Consider the following 15,539-nt stretch of genomic DNA (forward strand, 5'->3'; position numbering starts at 1 on the left):
GAAACGCGAGCCATCAAGGCCGCGAACACGCGGCGCCGAAGGCGACGCCAAAAACACAGCCCGTCTCATACACCCAAATGCGAGCCACAAGCCTCTATCCAACTGCCAGCCACAAGCTCAACGCCGATGCCCGCGTAACGGCCAGGCACCGACGTCAGCTACACCTCTGGTCAGTGCGAGTGCCCGTGGTGATCCTCGCCCTCATCCTCAGCCGGCTTCTCCACCACCGCACTCTCGGTGGTGAGCACCATCCGAGCCACCGAAACAGCGTTCAGAACCGCCGACCGAGTCACCTTCACCGGATCCACCACACCATCGGTGACCAGGTCGCCGTAGGTGAGGGTGGCGGCGTTGAAGCCGTCCTTGCCCTCGGCCACCTTGCTCACCACGACGGCACCGTCGATGCCGGCGTTGCTGGCGATCCAGTACAGCGGCGCCCGCAGCGCCTGCCGCACCACGTCGACGCCGATGGCCTGATCGCCGGTCAGCGAGTCGCGCAGTTCGGCGAGCTTGGCCGAGGCCTGCACCAGCGCGGTGCCGCCGCCGGGCACGATGCCCTCCTCGATGGCGGCCTTGGCCGCGTTCACGGCGTCCTCGACGCGGTACTTGCGCTCCTTGAGCGCGGTCTCGGTGGCCGCGCCGACGCGGATGACCGCGACACCGCCGGACAGCTTGGCGAGGCGCTCCTCGAGCTTCTCGCGGTCCCAGTCGGAGTCGGTGGCCTCGATCTCGGCGCGCAGCTGGGCGACGCGCGCGTCGATGGCGTCCTGGGTGCCGGCGCCGTCGACGATGGTGGTCTCGTCCTTGCTGACCACCACGCGCCGCGCCTGGCCGAGCAGGTCCAGGCCGGCCTCGCGCAGGCTGATGCCCAGGTCGGGGTTGATCACGGTGCCGCCGGTGACGACGGCGAGGTCGTCCAGGAACGCCTTGCGGCGGTCGCCGAAGAACGGCGCCTTGACCGCGACGACCTTGAGCGTCTTGCGAATCGCGTTGACCACCAGGGTGGACAGCGCCTCGCCCTCGACGTCCTCGGCGACGATCAGGACCGGCTTGCCGGATTCGGCGATCTTCTCGAGCAGCGGCAGGAAGTCCGGCAGCGAGGAGATCTTCTCCCGGTGCAGCAGGATCTGCGCGTCCTCCAGGACGGCCTCCTGCTTGTCGTGGTCGGTGACGAAGTAGCCCGACAGGTAGCCCTTGTCGAACTGCACGCCCTCGGTGACCACGAGTTCGGTGCTCACGGTGGAGGATTCCTCCACGGTGACCACGCCGTCCTTGCCGACGGTGGTCAGCGCCTTGCCGACCATCTCGCCGATCTCCTCGTCGCGCGAGGAGACGGTGGCAACCTGCGCGATGGCCTGCTCGCCGGAGACCGGCTTCGCGGCGGCCAGCAGGGCCTCGGAGACGGCGTCGGCGGCCTTGCTCATGCCCGCGCCCAGCCCGATCGGGTTGGCGCCGGCGGCGATGTTCTTCAGGCCGCCGCGGATCAGCGCCTGCGCCAGCACGGTGGCGGTGGTGGTGCCGTCGCCGGCCACGTCGTTGGTCTTGGTGGCGACGCTCTTGACCAGCTGCGCGCCCAGGTTCTCGAAGGGGTCCTCGAGGTCGATGTCACGGGCGATGGTGACGCCGTCGTTGGTGACCGTCGGGCCGCCGAACGCCTTGGCCAGCACCACATGCCGGCCCCGGGGGCCCAGCGTGACCTTCACGGCGTCGGCGAGCTTGTCGACGCCGCGCTCCATAGCCCGACGAGCCTTCTCGTCGAACTCGATCTGCTTTGCCATGGTGATAAGTCCTTGGTTGTGGAAGGGACGAACGACAACTGCCCCGGCCCCACGTGTGCGGGCACCGGGGCAGCGTCGTTACCGGGTCACTTGTCGACGACGGCCAGCAGGTCGCGCGCCGACAGGATCAGGTACTCCTCGTTGTTGTACTTGATCTCGGTGCCGCCGTACTTCGAGTAGATGACGACGTCGCCTTCCTTGACGTCCAGCGGAATGCGCTTCTCGCCGTCCTCGTCCCACCGGCCGGGGCCGACGGCGACGACGGTGCCCTCCTGGGGCTTCTCCTTCGCCGTGTCGGGGATGACCAGGCCGGAGGCGGTCGTCGTCTCGGCCTCGTTGGCCTGGACGAGGATCTTGTCCTCGAGCGGCTTGATGTTCACGCTCGCCACGTTGAGCCCTCCACTTTCAGGGGATTCGTCGCGTCCGGGGCGGTTCCCCGGACAACACGGTTATGGTCACGGTGTTGACCCTGTGCATAGCCCCGTCGTCGCGGGTGCCGGGACCCCTGCTCAGCGGTCAAGGTGGCACCTGAGCAACATCCGCAGTGCCACCTAGCACTCTATACATGCGAGTGCCAGCGCTCAAGAGCGGGCTGTGCCATTCATCCTGCCGTAAAACCCGCGAAGCCGGGGGAAACGCAATCCCACGCGACACGCCAAGGGCCCGTGGCAATTCCTCGCCGAAATCTGTAACGTTCCAATAACGGATTGTGACACTATGGACGACGGCTCCGTGATGTTGCGTCCGCCAACCGTCGTGCCGGTCGACGCCACCACGCGATCCACCCGACCCGACAAGCACAACCGCTTCACCCCACCGCGCGAAGACCCCTCGCGCACGCCTGAGACGAGAGCTAGACCGCAAGTGATCGCTGGCCGGTCCCGACACCCGAACGGACGAGGGCCCTGCCGGATCCGCCGCTCGGGCCGCCCGCCATCCATGCGGACGCCCGCGCTGTCCGTTCGAGATGGTCGGCGACACCATGACCATCCGCTCGAAGGGAGGTGAACATGCGAACATCCCTCGGCATCTCCGCCGGGAACGAAGTGGTGTGCTCGGCTCTGGTCGCCACCGCTCCGAACGGCGCCCAGAGCTTCGACTATCGAGTCGTGTCGGCGGACGCCGCGCATTCCGACCTCGGTGATCTGGTGGCGTCGTCGATCGAACTGATGACCACCCGGATGCCCACCCGCGACGTGGTGCACCCGGCCGGCGCGCACACCGCCGGACTCCCGGCCCTGCACCCCGAGACCGCGGCCGGACCGCCGGGGGCGATCGCCGTCGCCTACCGCGACCGGGAACAGGCCGTCGCGATCCGGTCGGCCATCGGCCGCCAGCGCCGCGACGTTCAGCTCATCCCCGAGAGCACCGCCGCCCTCACCTATCTGCGGCACACCGGCCTGCTCGACCGGTTCGAGACGGTCGCGATCATCGACCTGGGCGCCTCGGGCATGACGGTGACGGTCGCCGACCTGGCCGACGACACCACGTTGCGCTCCGAGCGCACCGCCACCGTGAGCGGCACGGCGGTCGACGAACTCATCTACCACCACCTGCTGGACTGCCACTTCGCCCGCCGCGGCACCCGCCCCAACCGCGGCATGCTCATCAACCGCAGCCGCGCGGCCAAGGAGCACCTGTCCATCGCCCCGGCCGTGACCATCGACCACGTCGCCGGGCAACCGCTGAAGCTGACCCGCGCCGATTTCGAGGAGCTGATCGCCGACCTGGTCCGCGAGGCCGCGGTGTACGCCTCCGGGGTGTTCGCGCGCTCGCCGAAGCTGCCACAGGCGGTCGCGGTGATCGGCGGCGGGGCCAATATCCCGACCGTCGTCGCCGGGCTGGACGAGTTGCTCGACGTTCCGGTGCTCACCGTTCCCGAGCCGGAGGCGGCGACCGCGAAAGGCGCCGCGCTGGTGGCGGATTCGGCCCAGCCGTCGGCCTTCCCGGTGATCAGCCTCGGCGGCGATTCGTCGGCCGGCACGTTCACCAAGCTGGTCGGCACCCTCGCCGGGGCCGTCGTGGTGGTGGGTCTGGTGGTCGGTTACGGCGTCAAGGAATTGGTGCCGTCCTCCGCCGACCACGATGTGAGTCCGGTCGGCACCAGCAATACCGCGCAGCTGACGCCCTCACCGTCGGCGTCGCCCACCCCGACCGGATCGTCGACCGCGCCCGCGGGGCAGAGCCAACCCGGCCGGGAGCCGGTGGGCACCAGCGTGCCGTCCTCGCCGCCCGGCTCGTCGACCAGCCGCCTCCCGACGAGCACCGCGAACCGCACCCCGGCCTCCACCCCGCCACCCCTGCGCCCGGACCCGAACCTCCCCCAGATCCCCCTCCCGGACCTGCCCCGCCTACTGGGCCCGTTCCTGCCCGGCCAGTCCGAATCCGAGGAATCCCCCAGCACCACCCCCAGCACGAGCCCGAACCGCGTTCCGCCGCTCCCCCGCTCGAACTCCGGTTCCGCCGGCACCGGCATGGTCCAGCGCACCGACTGAACCTGCCCCGCCGCACCACAACTGAGCATCCCACCCAGCCGGCTGGTGACCGCGCCCGTGACTGCCGCCTCAGCACGGCTGAGCAGGTGCCGACCGGTGCGACCGAACCACCGGGGACGACAGACCGAGTAGTTGCCACACCGCTCGGCTGTGCCCAGCTGGTGTAGTCGACCGAACGCCTGGAGACGGCGTACCGAATGCTCCCCGCACGATTCAGCGGCGGCCAGGGATGTAATCGGCTGGGCGGCAGTAGAACAGCTGGCTAGGCGAGTAGTTGCCACACCGCTCGACTGTGGCCTGCTGAAGGGGTACGACCGGATCGCCTGGGAGGGCGGTGTACCGAATGCTCCCCACACGATTCAGCGGCGGCTGGCGGGTGTAATCGGCTGGGCGGCAGCGGATCAGCTGCTTGGCGGGGAGGTCAGCGGAGTTGACTGGTGGAGACGGGGAGGCCCGGGTCGGTGGCGACGGTGAGGGGGGAAGGTTTGGCGCCGCCGGCGATGACGTGGGCGCCGAGGGTTGCGATCATGACGCCGTTGTCGGTGCACAGGCGGGGCTTGGGGACGCGCAGGGTGAGACCGGCTGCGGCGCAGCGCTCTTCGGCCATTGACCGGATGCGCGAGTTGGCGGTGGCGCCGCCGCCGAGCACCAGGGTGTCGACGCCGGCGTCGCGGGCCGCGCGAACCGCCTTGGCGGTCAGCACATCCGCGACAGCCTCTTGGAACGAGGCCGCGATATCCGGGATGGGCAGTTCGGTGTCCGCGTGCCGCGCGGCCTCCACGTAGCGCGCGACGGCCGTCTTCAGGCCCGAGAAGGAGAAGTCGTAGGGCGCGTCGCGCGGGCCGGTCATGCCGCGCGGGAACTTGATGGCGGCCGGATCGCCTTCGGCCGCAGCGGCATCCAGCGCCGGGCCGCCGGGGAACCCGAGTCCCAGCAGCCGCGCCACCTTGTCGAAGGCCTCCCCCGCCGCGTCGTCGACCGTGCTGCCGAGTTCGACGATCGGCTCCGCCAGGTCGGTCACCTGCAGCAGGTGGGTGTGCCCGCCGGACACCAGCAGCGCCACACACGGCGGCATCGGCCCGTGTTCGAGGGTGTCCACGGCGACGTGGCCGCCGAGATGGTTCAGCGCGTAGAGGGGGATGTCCCACGCCGCCGCATAGGCTTTCGCCGCCGCGACCCCGACCAGCAGCGCGCCCGCCAGCCCCGGTCCGATGGTCACCGCCAGCGCGTCGGGCTTGGCGACACCGGCGGCGGCGAGGGCCCGCCGCATCGCCGGCACGATTGCCTCCAGGTGGGCGCGCGACGCGATCTCCGGCACCACCCCGCCGAACCGCGCGTGCTGATCGACGCTCGAGGCCACCTCGTCTGCGAGCAGCTCGCAGCTGCCCTTGCCCTCCTCGGCGGCACTGGGATGCCACCGGACGATGCCGACTCCGGTTTCGTCGCACGAGCTCTCGATGCCCATGACGATCATGACAGGACCCCTGAATCGTGCGCGGAATCCGGCTGCGGGAAGCCGGCCACCGCCGCGCGGCGCATGGTGAACGCGTCGGCGCCGCTGGGTTGGTAGTAGTTCTTGCGCAGGCCGATGATGTGGAAGCCGTGCTTCTCGTAGAGCGCGATCGCCGGTGCGTTGTCGGTGCGGACCTCGAGAAAGACCGGGCCGCCTCGCTTCCCGGCCTCCGCCAGCAGGGCGCGCAGCAGCACGGTGCCGATGCCGGCGCGGTGCACGCCGGGGTCGACGCCGATGGTGTGCACCTCGGCCTCCGGATGGTCCAGGGTGCCCAGCAGCGCGATACCGGCGTAGCCGACCATGCGGCCGGACTCGTCGCGGGCCACCAGATAGCGGTTGTGCGCACCGGCCAGCTCGGAGTGGAAGGCCACCTCCGGCCACGGATCGTCCTCGGGGAACAGCACTTTCTCGAGTTCGGCGCAGCGCGCGATATCGGCCGGGCGCATCGGCTCCACCCGGAAGGCCGGCCGTTCGGGGGCGGTCATGACACCGCCTGATAGCTGCGCTCGACCGCGTCGGGACGGCGCAGATACAGCGGCACCAGCGGTTCGGCGGCCGCATGTGTCAGCAGGTCCCCGGCGGCGCAGCGCACCAGCCCGGCCGGCGACGGCGTCTCCACCGGCAGCACCGGCAGATCGAAGAAGTCGACGTGCGAGGCGGACCCGGCGATCACGGTGGATTCGCGGGTGTCCAGGTCGGCCGGCTTGCACACGCCCGGCCCCTCGACTCGGCCGACGGCCCGAGCACCGGAGCCGACGGCGGCCGGACCGGCGAATTCCGCGGCCGGCCCGGTGCGGTAGCGCGCCCAATACACCTCGCGCCGACGGGCATCGGTGACCACCAGCACTTCCGAGTCGGCGGTGGCGGCGATCGACCGGCCGTCGGCGGTGATCTCCTGCCACGCGTCGGCGGCGATCGCGTCGAGGCTGCACACCCCGTACACCGGCAGGCCGAGGGCGTCGCCGAACGCGGCGGCGGTCGCCATCCCGACCCGCAGGCCGGTGAACGGGCCCGGGCCGACGCCGACGACGACCGCGTCGAGGTCGGCGCGGGAGCGGTCGGCGGCGTCGAGGCATTCGAGGATCTGCGGGGTGAGGACCTCGTTGTGGGCGCGCGCGTCCACGGTCACCCGGGTCGCGAGGGTGTGGATCCGCGGCGCTGTCTCCCGGTCGGCGGGCTGCCGATCCTGCCCGGAGGCGGCCTGCTCCAGCTCCACCAGTCCTGCTGTAACGGCAGGTGTCGCGGTGTCGACAGCAAGTACAAGCATGATTGGGTCAACGATACCGGTTGGTCACCTTCACCACGGCACCCCCGCCACCCGGTCCGCGTGACGATTTCGCCACGAAAAGACCGGATCGCGGGCCGCTGCCGAGGAACGGCGCGGCGGCCGCGGGCGCCGGACGGCAAGTGCCGCAACGGCTGCCGCGGACCTGCGGCGGAGCGCCGGGGACCCGGGCGCGGCGCACCCGGCCGAGCGGGCGGTGGCCGGTGTCACATCCGGTGCTCAGGACGGACTCACCCACTCCCAGGTCGCGGTCCGGATGTCGGAGTCGGGTTCGCGGCGCAGCAGCACGCGCAGGTGCCGGTCCGAGAGGTGCTCCACCACACCCAGACCCCACTCCACCACGACCACGGCGTCGTCCAGGTCGGTGTCGAGATCGAGGGCGTCCAGCTCGTCGAGGTCGCCGCCGAGCCGGTAGGCGTCGACGTGCACCAGGCCGACCGAGCCCGGGCGGGAACCCGCGCGGTGCTGGCGCGCGATGATGAAAGTCGGTGAGCTGACCCGGCCTTCGACGCCCAGCCCGGCCGCGATGCCCCGGGTGAGCGCGGTCTTGCCGGCGCCCAGCGGACCGTCGAGCACGACCAGGTCGCCGGCGCGCAGGTCGGCCGCCAGCTCGCGGCCCAGGGCCTCGGTGTCCTCGACGGTCGGCAGCGTGCGTTGCTCAGCCACGGGCGGCCTCGCGACTGTCGCGGCGTTCGGTTCCCGCCATCCCGCTGCGCAGCAGCAGCCGGTCGAGCGCGGCGGCGACCAGATCCGGGTACTGCAGGTGCACCATGTGGGCGGCGTCGGTGACGCGGACCAGGTCGGCATCGGGCAGTTGCGCGGCCAGCGCCCGCGAGTTGCGGAACGGGATCACCCGGTCGTGCACGCCGCCGAGGACCAGCGCCGGGCGCGGCGACAAGATCGGCAGCGCGGCCGATTCGTCGTGCAGCTCCAAGGCTTTCAGGAATTTCACGATCGTCTCGACGGGTGTGCGATCGATCATCGAGGTGGTGAACCGAGACAGGGTGGGGCTCACCTCGCCGTGGAACGAACTCACGTGCAGGAACGGGGTGATCACGTGGCGCGCGGTGACCCGCCCGGCCTGGACCAGCGCGGGCGCGGCCAGCACCGCCATCCGGAAGCCGTCCATCGCCGGTTTGGGCAGCAGCTGCGCGACCCCGGCCGCGGTGACCTCGGCGGCCGTGGTCGACAGCAGCGCGACCGCCCGGACGCGGCGTTCGAACAGGTCCGGGAACTGCGCGGCCGCCGCCAGGATCGCCATGCCGCCCATGGAATGTCCGACCAGCAGCAGCGGCCCCGCGGGCGCGCGCTGCTCGATCACCGCGGCCAGGTCGCGGCCCAATTGCGGCACGGTGCAGCTGTCGGTCTCCGGCATGCCGGACCGGCCGTGCCCGCGCAGATCGAAGAACACCAGGCGAACCTTTGGGCCCCAGAGCTTTTCGAGGTCGCGGCGCTGAAAGTGGAAGGAGTCCATACTGTTACAGAAGCCGTGCACGAATACCGCTGTGGCGGGGGCGTTTTCGGGGCCGCATTCGCGCACCGCCAGCGGTACATCGTCGGCGGCGGTCACCGTGGCCGCCCGGTCCCGTTCCAGCAGACCGAAATCCTCGTCGCGCAGCTCGTCACGGTGAGCCGGCCAGCGCACCGAGGCGCCCATCCGGCGCAGCGCGTGCACCCCGGCCAGGGCGCCCATCGCCCCGGCGGTCGCCAGGCCGCCGCGCCACGCCGTCACCCGGAAACCGTGCGGCCCTTCCGGTTTCATCGGGCACCCCCTCGCTGTGCGGTTTCGCCCACATAGCGTCGCACGACCCGGCCCCGGGGGGAACAGACGATCTCGTAATGGATGGTGCCGAGCAGGTCGGCCCAGTGCTGCGGGTGCGGCTGACCGGGTCCGAACAGCACGGCCGTGTCGCCCTCGCGGACTCCGGCCGTGTTGTCGCCCAGGTCGACCACCAGCTGGTCCATGCAGACGCGGCCGACCTGCGGGTAGTGCCGGTCGCCGATGCGCACCGCGATGCGGCCGCCCAGCGGACGGAACACGCCGTCGGCGTAGCCCGCGGGCACCAGCGCGACCGTCGTGGCGCGCGGCGCGACCCATTCGTGCCCGTACGAGACGCCCTCGCCCGCCGCCACGTCTTTGACCAGGGCGATCCGTGCCTGGAACGTCATGGCCGGGCGCAGCCCGAAATCGGAGATCTCCGGGACCGGGGACAGCCCGTAGGCCGCGATGCCCGGGCGGACCATGTCGAAGGCCAGGTCCGGGCGGGTGAGGGTGGCCGCGGAATTGGCCAGGTGCACCAGTTCGGGTTGCAGGCCGTGGTCCTTGGCGACGGCGATGGCCTCCAGGAAGCGGTCGCGTTGCATGTCGTTCGCCGGGTGCTGCGGCTCGTCGGCCCGCGCGAGGTGGGAGAACATGCCCCGCAGGCGCAGCACGCGCTCGTCGGTCAGCTCGCGCAGCAGCCGGAGTGCCTGCGGGTATTCGGCGCTGGAGAGGCCGTTGCGGTTCAGGCCGGTGTCGACCTTGAGGGTGACCGTCGCGGTGCGGCCCGTGGCGCGGGCGGCCCGCTCGACCGCGCGCAGGTGCGCCACCGACGACACCCCGATCTCCACGTCGGCGGCGATCGCCGCGGCGTAGTCGGCGTCGGAGGTGTTGAGCCAGCTCAGGATCGGCGCGTCGATGCCGGCGGCGCGCAGGTGCAGCGCCTCGGCGACGGTGGTGACGCCGAGCTCGGCCGCGCCCGCCGCCAGCGCGGCGCGGGCGACCGGCACGGCGCCGTGGTTGTAGGCGTCGGCCTTGACCACGACCATCACCGCGGCGTCCCCGGCATGCTCGGCGAGCACTCGCACGTTGTGCGCGATGGCGTCCAGATCGACGACGGTTTCCACCTGCGGGTCAGCACTGCTCACGGGAACCGATCCTGCCACTCGCGCCGAGACGGCCGCGCCGACCCTTGCTTGGAGCGCACTCCAGGTCGCTAGCGTGAGGATCACGCAGGACCACAGACCACAGAGCAGAGGGACAGACCACATGAGCAAGGTTTGGTTCATCACCGGCGTCTCGCGCGGCTTCGGCCGGGAATGGGCGCTCGCGGCGCTGGAGCGCGGCGATCGGGTCGCCGGCACCGCGCGCGACCTCGCCACGCTGGACGATCTCGTCGCGAAGTACCCCGAGACGTTCCTGCCGCTGCGACTGGACGTCACCGACCGGGACGGCGACTTCGCGGCGGTCGCGGAAGCCGCGCGGCGATTCGGGCGGCTCGACGTCGTCGTCAACAACGCCGGGTACGGACAGTTCGGCATGATCGAGGAGCTGACCGAGGACGAGGCGCGCGCCCAGCTGGAGACGAACGTATTCGGCGCGCTGTGGGTGACGCAGGCGGCGCTGCCGATCATGCGCGCGCAGGGCAGCGGGCACATCATCCAGGTGTCGAGCATCGGCGGCATCAGCGCCTTCCCGAACATCGGCGCGTACCACGCGTCGAAGTGGGCACTGGAAGGGTTCTCGCAGGCGCTCTCGCACGAGGTGGCCGGCTTCGGCATCCACGTCACCCTGATCGAGCCCGGCGGCTTCGACACCGACTGGGCCGGCCCGTCCGCGCGGCACAGCACCCCGAACCCCGCCTACGACGAGGTCCGCGCGGCCCGCAACCGAACCCGCGCCGCCCAGCGCCGCGGCGAACCCACCGCCACCCGCACCGCCATCCTCGCCGTCGTCGACGCCGACCACCCCCCGCTGCGCACCTTCCTCGGCGAAGCACCCCTCGCCATCGCCACCGCCGACTACGAGTCCCGCCTGGCCCAGTGGCACGAGTGGCAACCCATCGCCGCAGCAGCCCAAGGCAACTGAACACCGACTCGACCGCTCCCGCTGGCGCGCAACACGCGCTGGACGGCATGGCATGCGTCGCCGCTTGGCGGCCGCGACCAGCGCTGGGGCGCGGGCGGGGGCCGATAGTCGCGGCGGCGCAAGGCAATTGAGCGGCGAGTCGCGCACAGCCGCTCTGTCGCCGGAGTGCAGAGTGCCGGGCGGATGCGGCTGCCACTGAGGCGCGGTAGCAACCCATTGCCGAAGCGGCGCAAGGCAACTGAGTACGAAGTGTTCAGCGGTTCGACGGAATCCGACGGCTCGACACTTACTCCAAGCGAACGAAGGTCCGGGAGGACTGGCGACCGCGCGGAACACCGATCGACGCGGTCGGCAGCACAGGCCGGAGTCGGCGAGGTTCGCGGATGAGCGACCGATAGGTACCCGCCACGGCCCCAAGGGTCGCAACGTCCCGGAGCATCCACGGCTCGGCGGGATGAAGGCGCAGTAGGCCAAACATCAGTGTGGGTGAGTGAAGGCGCGGCGGGGGATTCAGTTGGGGCGGGTGAGGGCGCGGAGGGTTCGGATGGCTGGGCGGATGTGGTGGAGGAGGGGGGAAGCGGAGATGGGGGCGGCTGCGTCGCCGCCGTTGTGGGCGGCGAGGTTGGCGGCGAGGGAGTGGGCGCGGGCGGCGGCGGCCGCGGCCCAGGCGGGGTCGTGGCCGGTGGCGAGCAGGGCGCCGACGATGCCGGAGAGGACGTCGCCAGAGCCCGCGGTCGCCGCCCAGGAGCCGCCGGCCTCGTTGACGAAGACCGGCCGGCCGGGCTCGGCGATCAGGGTGGCCCGGCCCTTGAGCAGGACGGTCACCTGCCACTCGTCGGCGAGGGCGCGGACCGAGGCCACACGGTCGGGACCCGGTTCGCGGCCGGTGAGCCGGGTGAATTCGCCCGCGTGCGGGGTGAGCACGGTGGGTGCGCGGCGAGCCTTGACGAGATCCGGGTTCTCGGACAGCAGGGTGAGGCCGTCGGCGTCCACGACCACCGGGAGGTCGGAGTCGAGGATCTGCGAAAGCCGTTCGCGCGCAGCGTCGTCGGTGCCGGAGCCGGGTCCGAACACCCACGCCTGTACCCGCCCGGTCTCCTCGACCGACTGCGCCGCAATGACTTCCGGGAAATGCGCGAGCACCTCGGCGGCGCCGGTCCCGGCGTATCGGACCATCCCCGAGGTCGCGGCGACCGCGCCACCGGTACACAGCACGGCCGCACCCGGATAGCGCGCGCTCCCGGCGCAGACGCCCACCACGCCCTGGCTGTACTTGTCGTCGAGGGCGTCGGGTACCGGCCAGTGCGCGCCGATCGAATCCGGTTCCAGCGCGGCCAGATTCGGCTCCGGCAGGGTGAGTCCGATCGGCACCAGTTCGATCCGCCCGCACCACGGCGCGGCCAGGGCGTGCACCGGCTTGTAGGCGCCGAAGGCCACCGTCACCGCGGCGCGCACGGCCGGGCCGTCGACGACGCCGGTGTTCGGATCGACGCCGCTGGGCAGGTCGGCGGCGACGATCGGTGCCCGCACCGCCGCAACGAGTTCCGCGGCGGCCGGACGCAGCGGGCCGCGACCCGAGATGCCGACGATGCCGTCGACCACCAGATCCGGCGTCCCCGGATCGGTACGGATCCGCCCGCCGGTACGGCGCAGTGCCGCAAGGCCTTTCGCGTGCGCGCGCTCGGGCGCCAGCAGTACCGCAGACACCGCCGCACCCCGCCGTCGCAGCATCGAGCCCGCCCACAGCGCGTCACCGCCGTTGTCGCCGGAGCCGACCAGCAACGTCACCGACCGCCCGGCGACTCCCCCGGTCCGCTCGCGCAACTCGGCCGCCACCACCTCGGCCAGCCCGTGCGCCGCCCGCCGCATCGGCACCCCCTCGGCGACGCGCTTGAACAGCTCGGCCTCCGCCGCCCGAACCTCGTCGGCGGTGAAGTACCCACGGACCGTCGGTGCGCCCATCCTCGCCTCCTCCCGGCCCGCCGTCACCGTGCGAGCCGGCTCGGTAATCCGCAACGAGTGCAGGGTACGCCGGACCGCACGGTCCCCAAGACAAGGTGCGTACACCTGCGCGCGTGACACCGAGTTCGCCTACCCAGCGAACCGACCCGCGTCGTCCAGCGTGGTCGGAGTAGGTGTCCCACACCCCGGAGGTCCCGATGCCGATCCGCCCCGCTCCCCAGACTCCCCACACCACCAACCCTGCCGCTGACGTGCGTGCGAACTCACGCAACCTGCCCCCAACCACACGCGGCATACCACCGACTCCACACAGCGCACCCGCAACCTCACACGACGCACCACCGAGCCCATTTGGCGTGCACCTGACCTCACGCAGCGCACCACCGACTCCACACGACGCGCCCCCGACCTCACGCAACGCACGACCTAGCCCACACGGCGTGCCTCCGACCACACGCAGCACACCACCGACCCCACGCGGCGTGCCCCCGACCTCACACAGCGCATCGCCGAGCCCCCACGGCTTGCCACCGAGCCCCTACGGCATGCCCGCGACCTCGCACAACGCACCACCGAGCCCACACAACGAGCCCGCAACCTCACATAGCGCACCACCGACTCCACACGCCACGCGCCCGACCTCACGCAACGCACGACCGAGCCCGCACGGCGTGCCTCCGACCACACGCAGCACACCACCGACCCCACGCGGCGTGCCCCTGACTGCACGCAGCGCACCACTGAGCCCGCACGACGTGTCCCAGACTTCACGCAGCACGCCTCCGACTCCGCGCGGCCTATGGGCCACTTCGGACAACGTGTCTCCGACTTCGCTTGGAATGCAGCTGATTCCGCACGGCGTGCTACCGGCTTCGTGTGCGGCGCATCCGGATTCCTGTGGCTTGCATTCGACTTCACGCGTCGGCTCACTCGCCCCGGACGGGCTTTTCGGTTCGCGCGGCGGCGGGTCGTCCGGCTCGGGTGGGTGGGTTGGGGGCGTGGCGGCGAATTTCTGGCAGACCGCGGCTACTACGCTGTCCCGCATGTCGACTGGTGGAGCGTCCGCGCGTGTTCTCGTCACCGTGCTCGCCGTGGCGGGGCTACTACTGGCCGGTTGCGGGTCAGGTGGGTCGGAGAAGAGCGCGCCCGAACAGCCCTCGACGACGGCGTCGTCCGAAACCGGTAGTGCCGCACCGCAGGCCGAGGCGACCGTGCGGGTCGACAACATGGCTTTCGGGCCGTCCGCCGTCACCATCTCGGTCGGCGGCACCGTCACCTGGAAGTTCTCCGACTCGGCACCGCACGCCGTCCAGGGCATCGGCGACTCCGCCATGGGCCTGGACAGCCCCATCTTCCGCGAGGGCGAGTGGAGCCACACCTTCACCGCCCCCGGCACCTACCGCTACCTCTGCCCCCTGCACCCGAACATGCGCGGCACGGTCACCGTGCAGTAGCCACCCTGGAATCGCCCGGATCGTGCGGTAGTTACGCCGGAATTTCGGACCGGCCGACCTCGCCCGTCGGCCGCAGCGGTTCTCGCGCGTATCGCACCCCCGAACCGCTCGTGCGGTCGGTTACCGCGGCGACGATCCCGTGCCCGTACTGCGTACTGGGTGCTGCCCCGGCTCTCCCGGCGGGGCGCGGCGGAATGTCGACGTCCGTGCGAACGGGCGTGGCGGACTCGGCTTCTCGGGACTCGACGCCCGGCGTGATGGTGAGCGCGAAACGCGCCAGCTTCCTGACCACCTGCACACAACCGATCCCGACGACCAACGAGATCAGCGGGAAGGAGCCCTCGTACTTGCTCCCGACGACGCCGCTCCCGGTCACCGCGGCGGCCGTCGGCGCGGCGATCGCCAGCTGCGTGACGGTGGAGGCGGCGTAGACCGCGCCACCGGGACCGTGCGGAGCGGCCCACGGCCAGGTCTTGACCCGGTTGACGGTCTCGATGAACGCGATGCCGCAGCTCACCGCGGCACCGAGTAGGCCCCACAGGGCGAACCCCCACATGGGAACACAGTAACCCGCCGAAATCACCGGGTCGACCGGTTGGTCGTTCCCGCACGGCCACAAGCTGTTTCGCCGCGCGGGTCAGATGTCGAGATCTTCGACGTCGATCCGGCCATGTCGGACGTTCCGTCCTCCTACAAGATGCGGGAGGAGCTCACGCGGGCCGATACGCGCGCGATCCGGTTCCCGGCGTCGCGGTGTTGAGTGCCTGCACCGCCGCCACCAGCGGCGCCAGTTCGGGATCGGCGGCGGCGTGGCGCAAGGCCCCCGCCAGCGCCTCGTCGTAATCCGGCCGGGCCCGCTCGAGGAGTTCCATGCCGGTCGGGGTGACATCGGTGTAGATGCCGCGACGATCGTCGGGACACAGATAACGCTGCAGCAGACCGCGATCCTCGAGCCGGGTGACGAGCCGGGTCGCCGCGCTCTGGCTCAACGCCACGGCATCGGCCACCTGGTTCATCCGCAGATGCCCGCCCGGCCCGTCGTGCTGACGGCCGAGCACCACCAGCACCGAGTACTCCCGCACGCTCAATTCGTGGTGCTGCAGGACGCGCTCGAGATGCGCCTCGATCCGGTCGTGCAGCACCGACAGTGCGCACCAGCCGTCCGCTAGTCCGGTCAGCGCGGCATCCGCTGTCATGGGTTCCTC

General features: G+C 71.2%; 14 protein-coding genes. 3 read left to right on the forward strand and 11 right to left on the reverse strand.

What is annotated here, in order from left to right; all coding sequences use genetic code 11:
- Positions 1 to 170: 170 nt before the first annotated feature.
- Together groL and groES are read right to left on the reverse strand one after the other, a co-directional pair.
- Positions 171 to 1,778 carry a chaperonin GroEL gene (gene groL, locus IU476_RS14065; RefSeq protein WP_195100266.1) on the reverse strand — a complete coding sequence of 536 codons (1,608 nt, stop codon included), beginning with the start codon at positions 1,776 to 1,778 and terminating at the stop codon, positions 171 to 173.
- Between the two features lie 86 nt (positions 1,779 to 1,864).
- Complete coding sequence (gene groES, locus IU476_RS14070; RefSeq protein ID WP_187685248.1) at positions 1,865 to 2,167, reverse strand: co-chaperone GroES; 303 nt, start codon at positions 2,165 to 2,167, stop codon at positions 1,865 to 1,867.
- A 621-nt stretch (positions 2,168 to 2,788) separates the two neighbouring features.
- Here groES and IU476_RS36785 point away from each other — a divergent pair.
- Positions 2,789 to 4,273, forward strand: a complete 1,485-nt coding sequence (locus IU476_RS36785) for a DUF7159 family protein (protein WP_195100267.1) — start codon at positions 2,789 to 2,791, stop codon at positions 4,271 to 4,273.
- A 421-nt stretch (positions 4,274 to 4,694) separates the two neighbouring features.
- On the opposite strand, the gene tsaD is transcribed toward IU476_RS36785, so the two are convergent.
- The 6 genes from tsaD to alr all read right to left on the reverse strand — a co-directional run bounded on the left by tsaD (position 4,695) and on the right by alr (position 9,978).
- Entirely contained in the window at positions 4,695 to 5,747 is a 1,053-nt protein-coding gene (tsaD, locus tag IU476_RS14080) for a tRNA (adenosine(37)-N6)-threonylcarbamoyltransferase complex transferase subunit TsaD (RefSeq protein ID WP_195100268.1), read from the reverse strand.
- Positions 5,744 to 6,271: a ribosomal protein S18-alanine N-acetyltransferase gene (rimI, locus tag IU476_RS14085; protein ID WP_195100269.1), complete on the reverse strand. Its 528-nt coding sequence runs from the start codon at positions 6,269 to 6,271 to the stop codon at positions 5,744 to 5,746. Before rimI ends, tsaD begins: the two co-directional genes overlap by 4 nt.
- On the reverse strand, positions 6,268 to 7,053 hold the full coding sequence (tsaB, locus tag IU476_RS14090) for a tRNA (adenosine(37)-N6)-threonylcarbamoyltransferase complex dimerization subunit type 1 TsaB (RefSeq protein ID WP_195100270.1): 786 nt from the start codon (positions 7,051 to 7,053) through the stop codon (positions 6,268 to 6,270). The genes rimI and tsaB overlap by 4 nt, the downstream gene beginning before the upstream one ends.
- Positions 7,054 to 7,290: 237 nt before the next feature.
- Entirely contained in the window at positions 7,291 to 7,737 is a 447-nt protein-coding gene (tsaE, locus tag IU476_RS14095; protein ID WP_195100271.1) for a tRNA (adenosine(37)-N6)-threonylcarbamoyltransferase complex ATPase subunit type 1 TsaE, read from the reverse strand.
- Complete coding sequence (locus IU476_RS14100) at positions 7,730 to 8,833, reverse strand: alpha/beta fold hydrolase (protein ID WP_195100273.1); 1,104 nt, start codon at positions 8,831 to 8,833, stop codon at positions 7,730 to 7,732. Before IU476_RS14100 ends, tsaE begins: the two co-directional genes overlap by 8 nt.
- The gene (alr, locus tag IU476_RS14105; RefSeq protein WP_324194057.1) at positions 8,830 to 9,978 is read right to left on the reverse strand and encodes an alanine racemase; all 1,149 of its coding nucleotides are present in this window, start codon (positions 9,976 to 9,978) and stop codon (positions 8,830 to 8,832) included. Before alr ends, IU476_RS14100 begins: the two co-directional genes overlap by 4 nt.
- 121 nt (positions 9,979 to 10,099) lie before the next feature.
- On the opposite strand from alr, the gene IU476_RS14110 reads away from it, so the two are divergent.
- On the forward strand, positions 10,100 to 10,918 hold the full coding sequence (locus tag IU476_RS14110) for an SDR family oxidoreductase (protein WP_195100277.1): 819 nt from the start codon (positions 10,100 to 10,102) through the stop codon (positions 10,916 to 10,918).
- A gap of 510 nt (positions 10,919 to 11,428) precedes the next feature.
- On the opposite strand, the gene IU476_RS14115 is transcribed toward IU476_RS14110, so the two are convergent.
- On the reverse strand, positions 11,429 to 12,880 hold the full coding sequence (locus IU476_RS14115) for an NAD(P)H-hydrate dehydratase (protein WP_195100279.1): 1,452 nt from the start codon (positions 12,878 to 12,880) through the stop codon (positions 11,429 to 11,431).
- Between the two features lie 1,043 nt (positions 12,881 to 13,923).
- Here IU476_RS14115 and IU476_RS14120 point away from each other — a divergent pair.
- On the forward strand, positions 13,924 to 14,334 hold the full coding sequence (locus tag IU476_RS14120) for a plastocyanin/azurin family copper-binding protein (RefSeq protein WP_195100281.1): 411 nt from the start codon (positions 13,924 to 13,926) through the stop codon (positions 14,332 to 14,334).
- A 31-nt stretch (positions 14,335 to 14,365) separates the two neighbouring features.
- Here IU476_RS14120 and IU476_RS14125 read toward each other — a convergent pair whose 3' ends face one another.
- Positions 14,366 to 14,890: a hypothetical protein gene (locus IU476_RS14125; protein WP_195100283.1), complete on the reverse strand. Its 525-nt coding sequence runs from the start codon at positions 14,888 to 14,890 to the stop codon at positions 14,366 to 14,368.
- Positions 14,891 to 15,044: 154 nt separating this feature from the next.
- Positions 15,045 to 15,530: a MarR family winged helix-turn-helix transcriptional regulator gene (locus IU476_RS14130; protein WP_195100285.1), complete on the reverse strand. Its 486-nt coding sequence runs from the start codon at positions 15,528 to 15,530 to the stop codon at positions 15,045 to 15,047.
- Between the last annotated feature and the right edge of the window lie 9 nt (positions 15,531 to 15,539).

Source organism: Nocardia blacklockiae (assembly GCF_015477355.1).
In the GTDB taxonomy this organism is placed as follows: Bacteria; Actinomycetota; Actinomycetes; order Mycobacteriales; family Mycobacteriaceae; genus Nocardia; species Nocardia blacklockiae.

Excerpts from the sequence above, each read along its gene's own strand:
- groL (WP_195100266.1), bottom strand. The coding sequence starts at position 1,778 with ATGGCAAAGCAGATCGAGTTCGACGAGAAGGCTCGTCGGGCTATGGAG.
- IU476_RS36785 (WP_195100267.1), top strand. The coding sequence starts at position 2,789 with ATGCGAACATCCCTCGGCATCTCCGCCGGGAACGAAGTGGTGTGCTCG.
- tsaD (WP_195100268.1), bottom strand. The coding sequence starts at position 5,747 with ATGATCGTCATGGGCATCGAGAGCTCGTGCGACGAAACCGGAGTCGGC.
- rimI (WP_195100269.1), bottom strand. The coding sequence starts at position 6,271 with ATGACCGCCCCCGAACGGCCGGCCTTCCGGGTGGAGCCGATGCGCCCG.
- tsaB (WP_195100270.1), bottom strand. The coding sequence starts at position 7,053 with ATGCTTGTACTTGCTGTCGACACCGCGACACCTGCCGTTACAGCAGGA.
- IU476_RS14100 (WP_195100273.1), bottom strand. The coding sequence starts at position 8,833 with ATGAAACCGGAAGGGCCGCACGGTTTCCGGGTGACGGCGTGGCGCGGC.
- IU476_RS14110 (WP_195100277.1), top strand. The coding sequence starts at position 10,100 with ATGAGCAAGGTTTGGTTCATCACCGGCGTCTCGCGCGGCTTCGGCCGG.
- IU476_RS14115 (WP_195100279.1), bottom strand. The coding sequence starts at position 12,880 with ATGGGCGCACCGACGGTCCGTGGGTACTTCACCGCCGACGAGGTTCGG.
- IU476_RS14120 (WP_195100281.1), top strand. The coding sequence starts at position 13,924 with ATGTCGACTGGTGGAGCGTCCGCGCGTGTTCTCGTCACCGTGCTCGCC.
- IU476_RS14125 (WP_195100283.1), bottom strand. The coding sequence starts at position 14,890 with ATGTGGGGGTTCGCCCTGTGGGGCCTACTCGGTGCCGCGGTGAGCTGC.
- IU476_RS14130 (WP_195100285.1), bottom strand. The coding sequence starts at position 15,530 with ATGACAGCGGATGCCGCGCTGACCGGACTAGCGGACGGCTGGTGCGCA.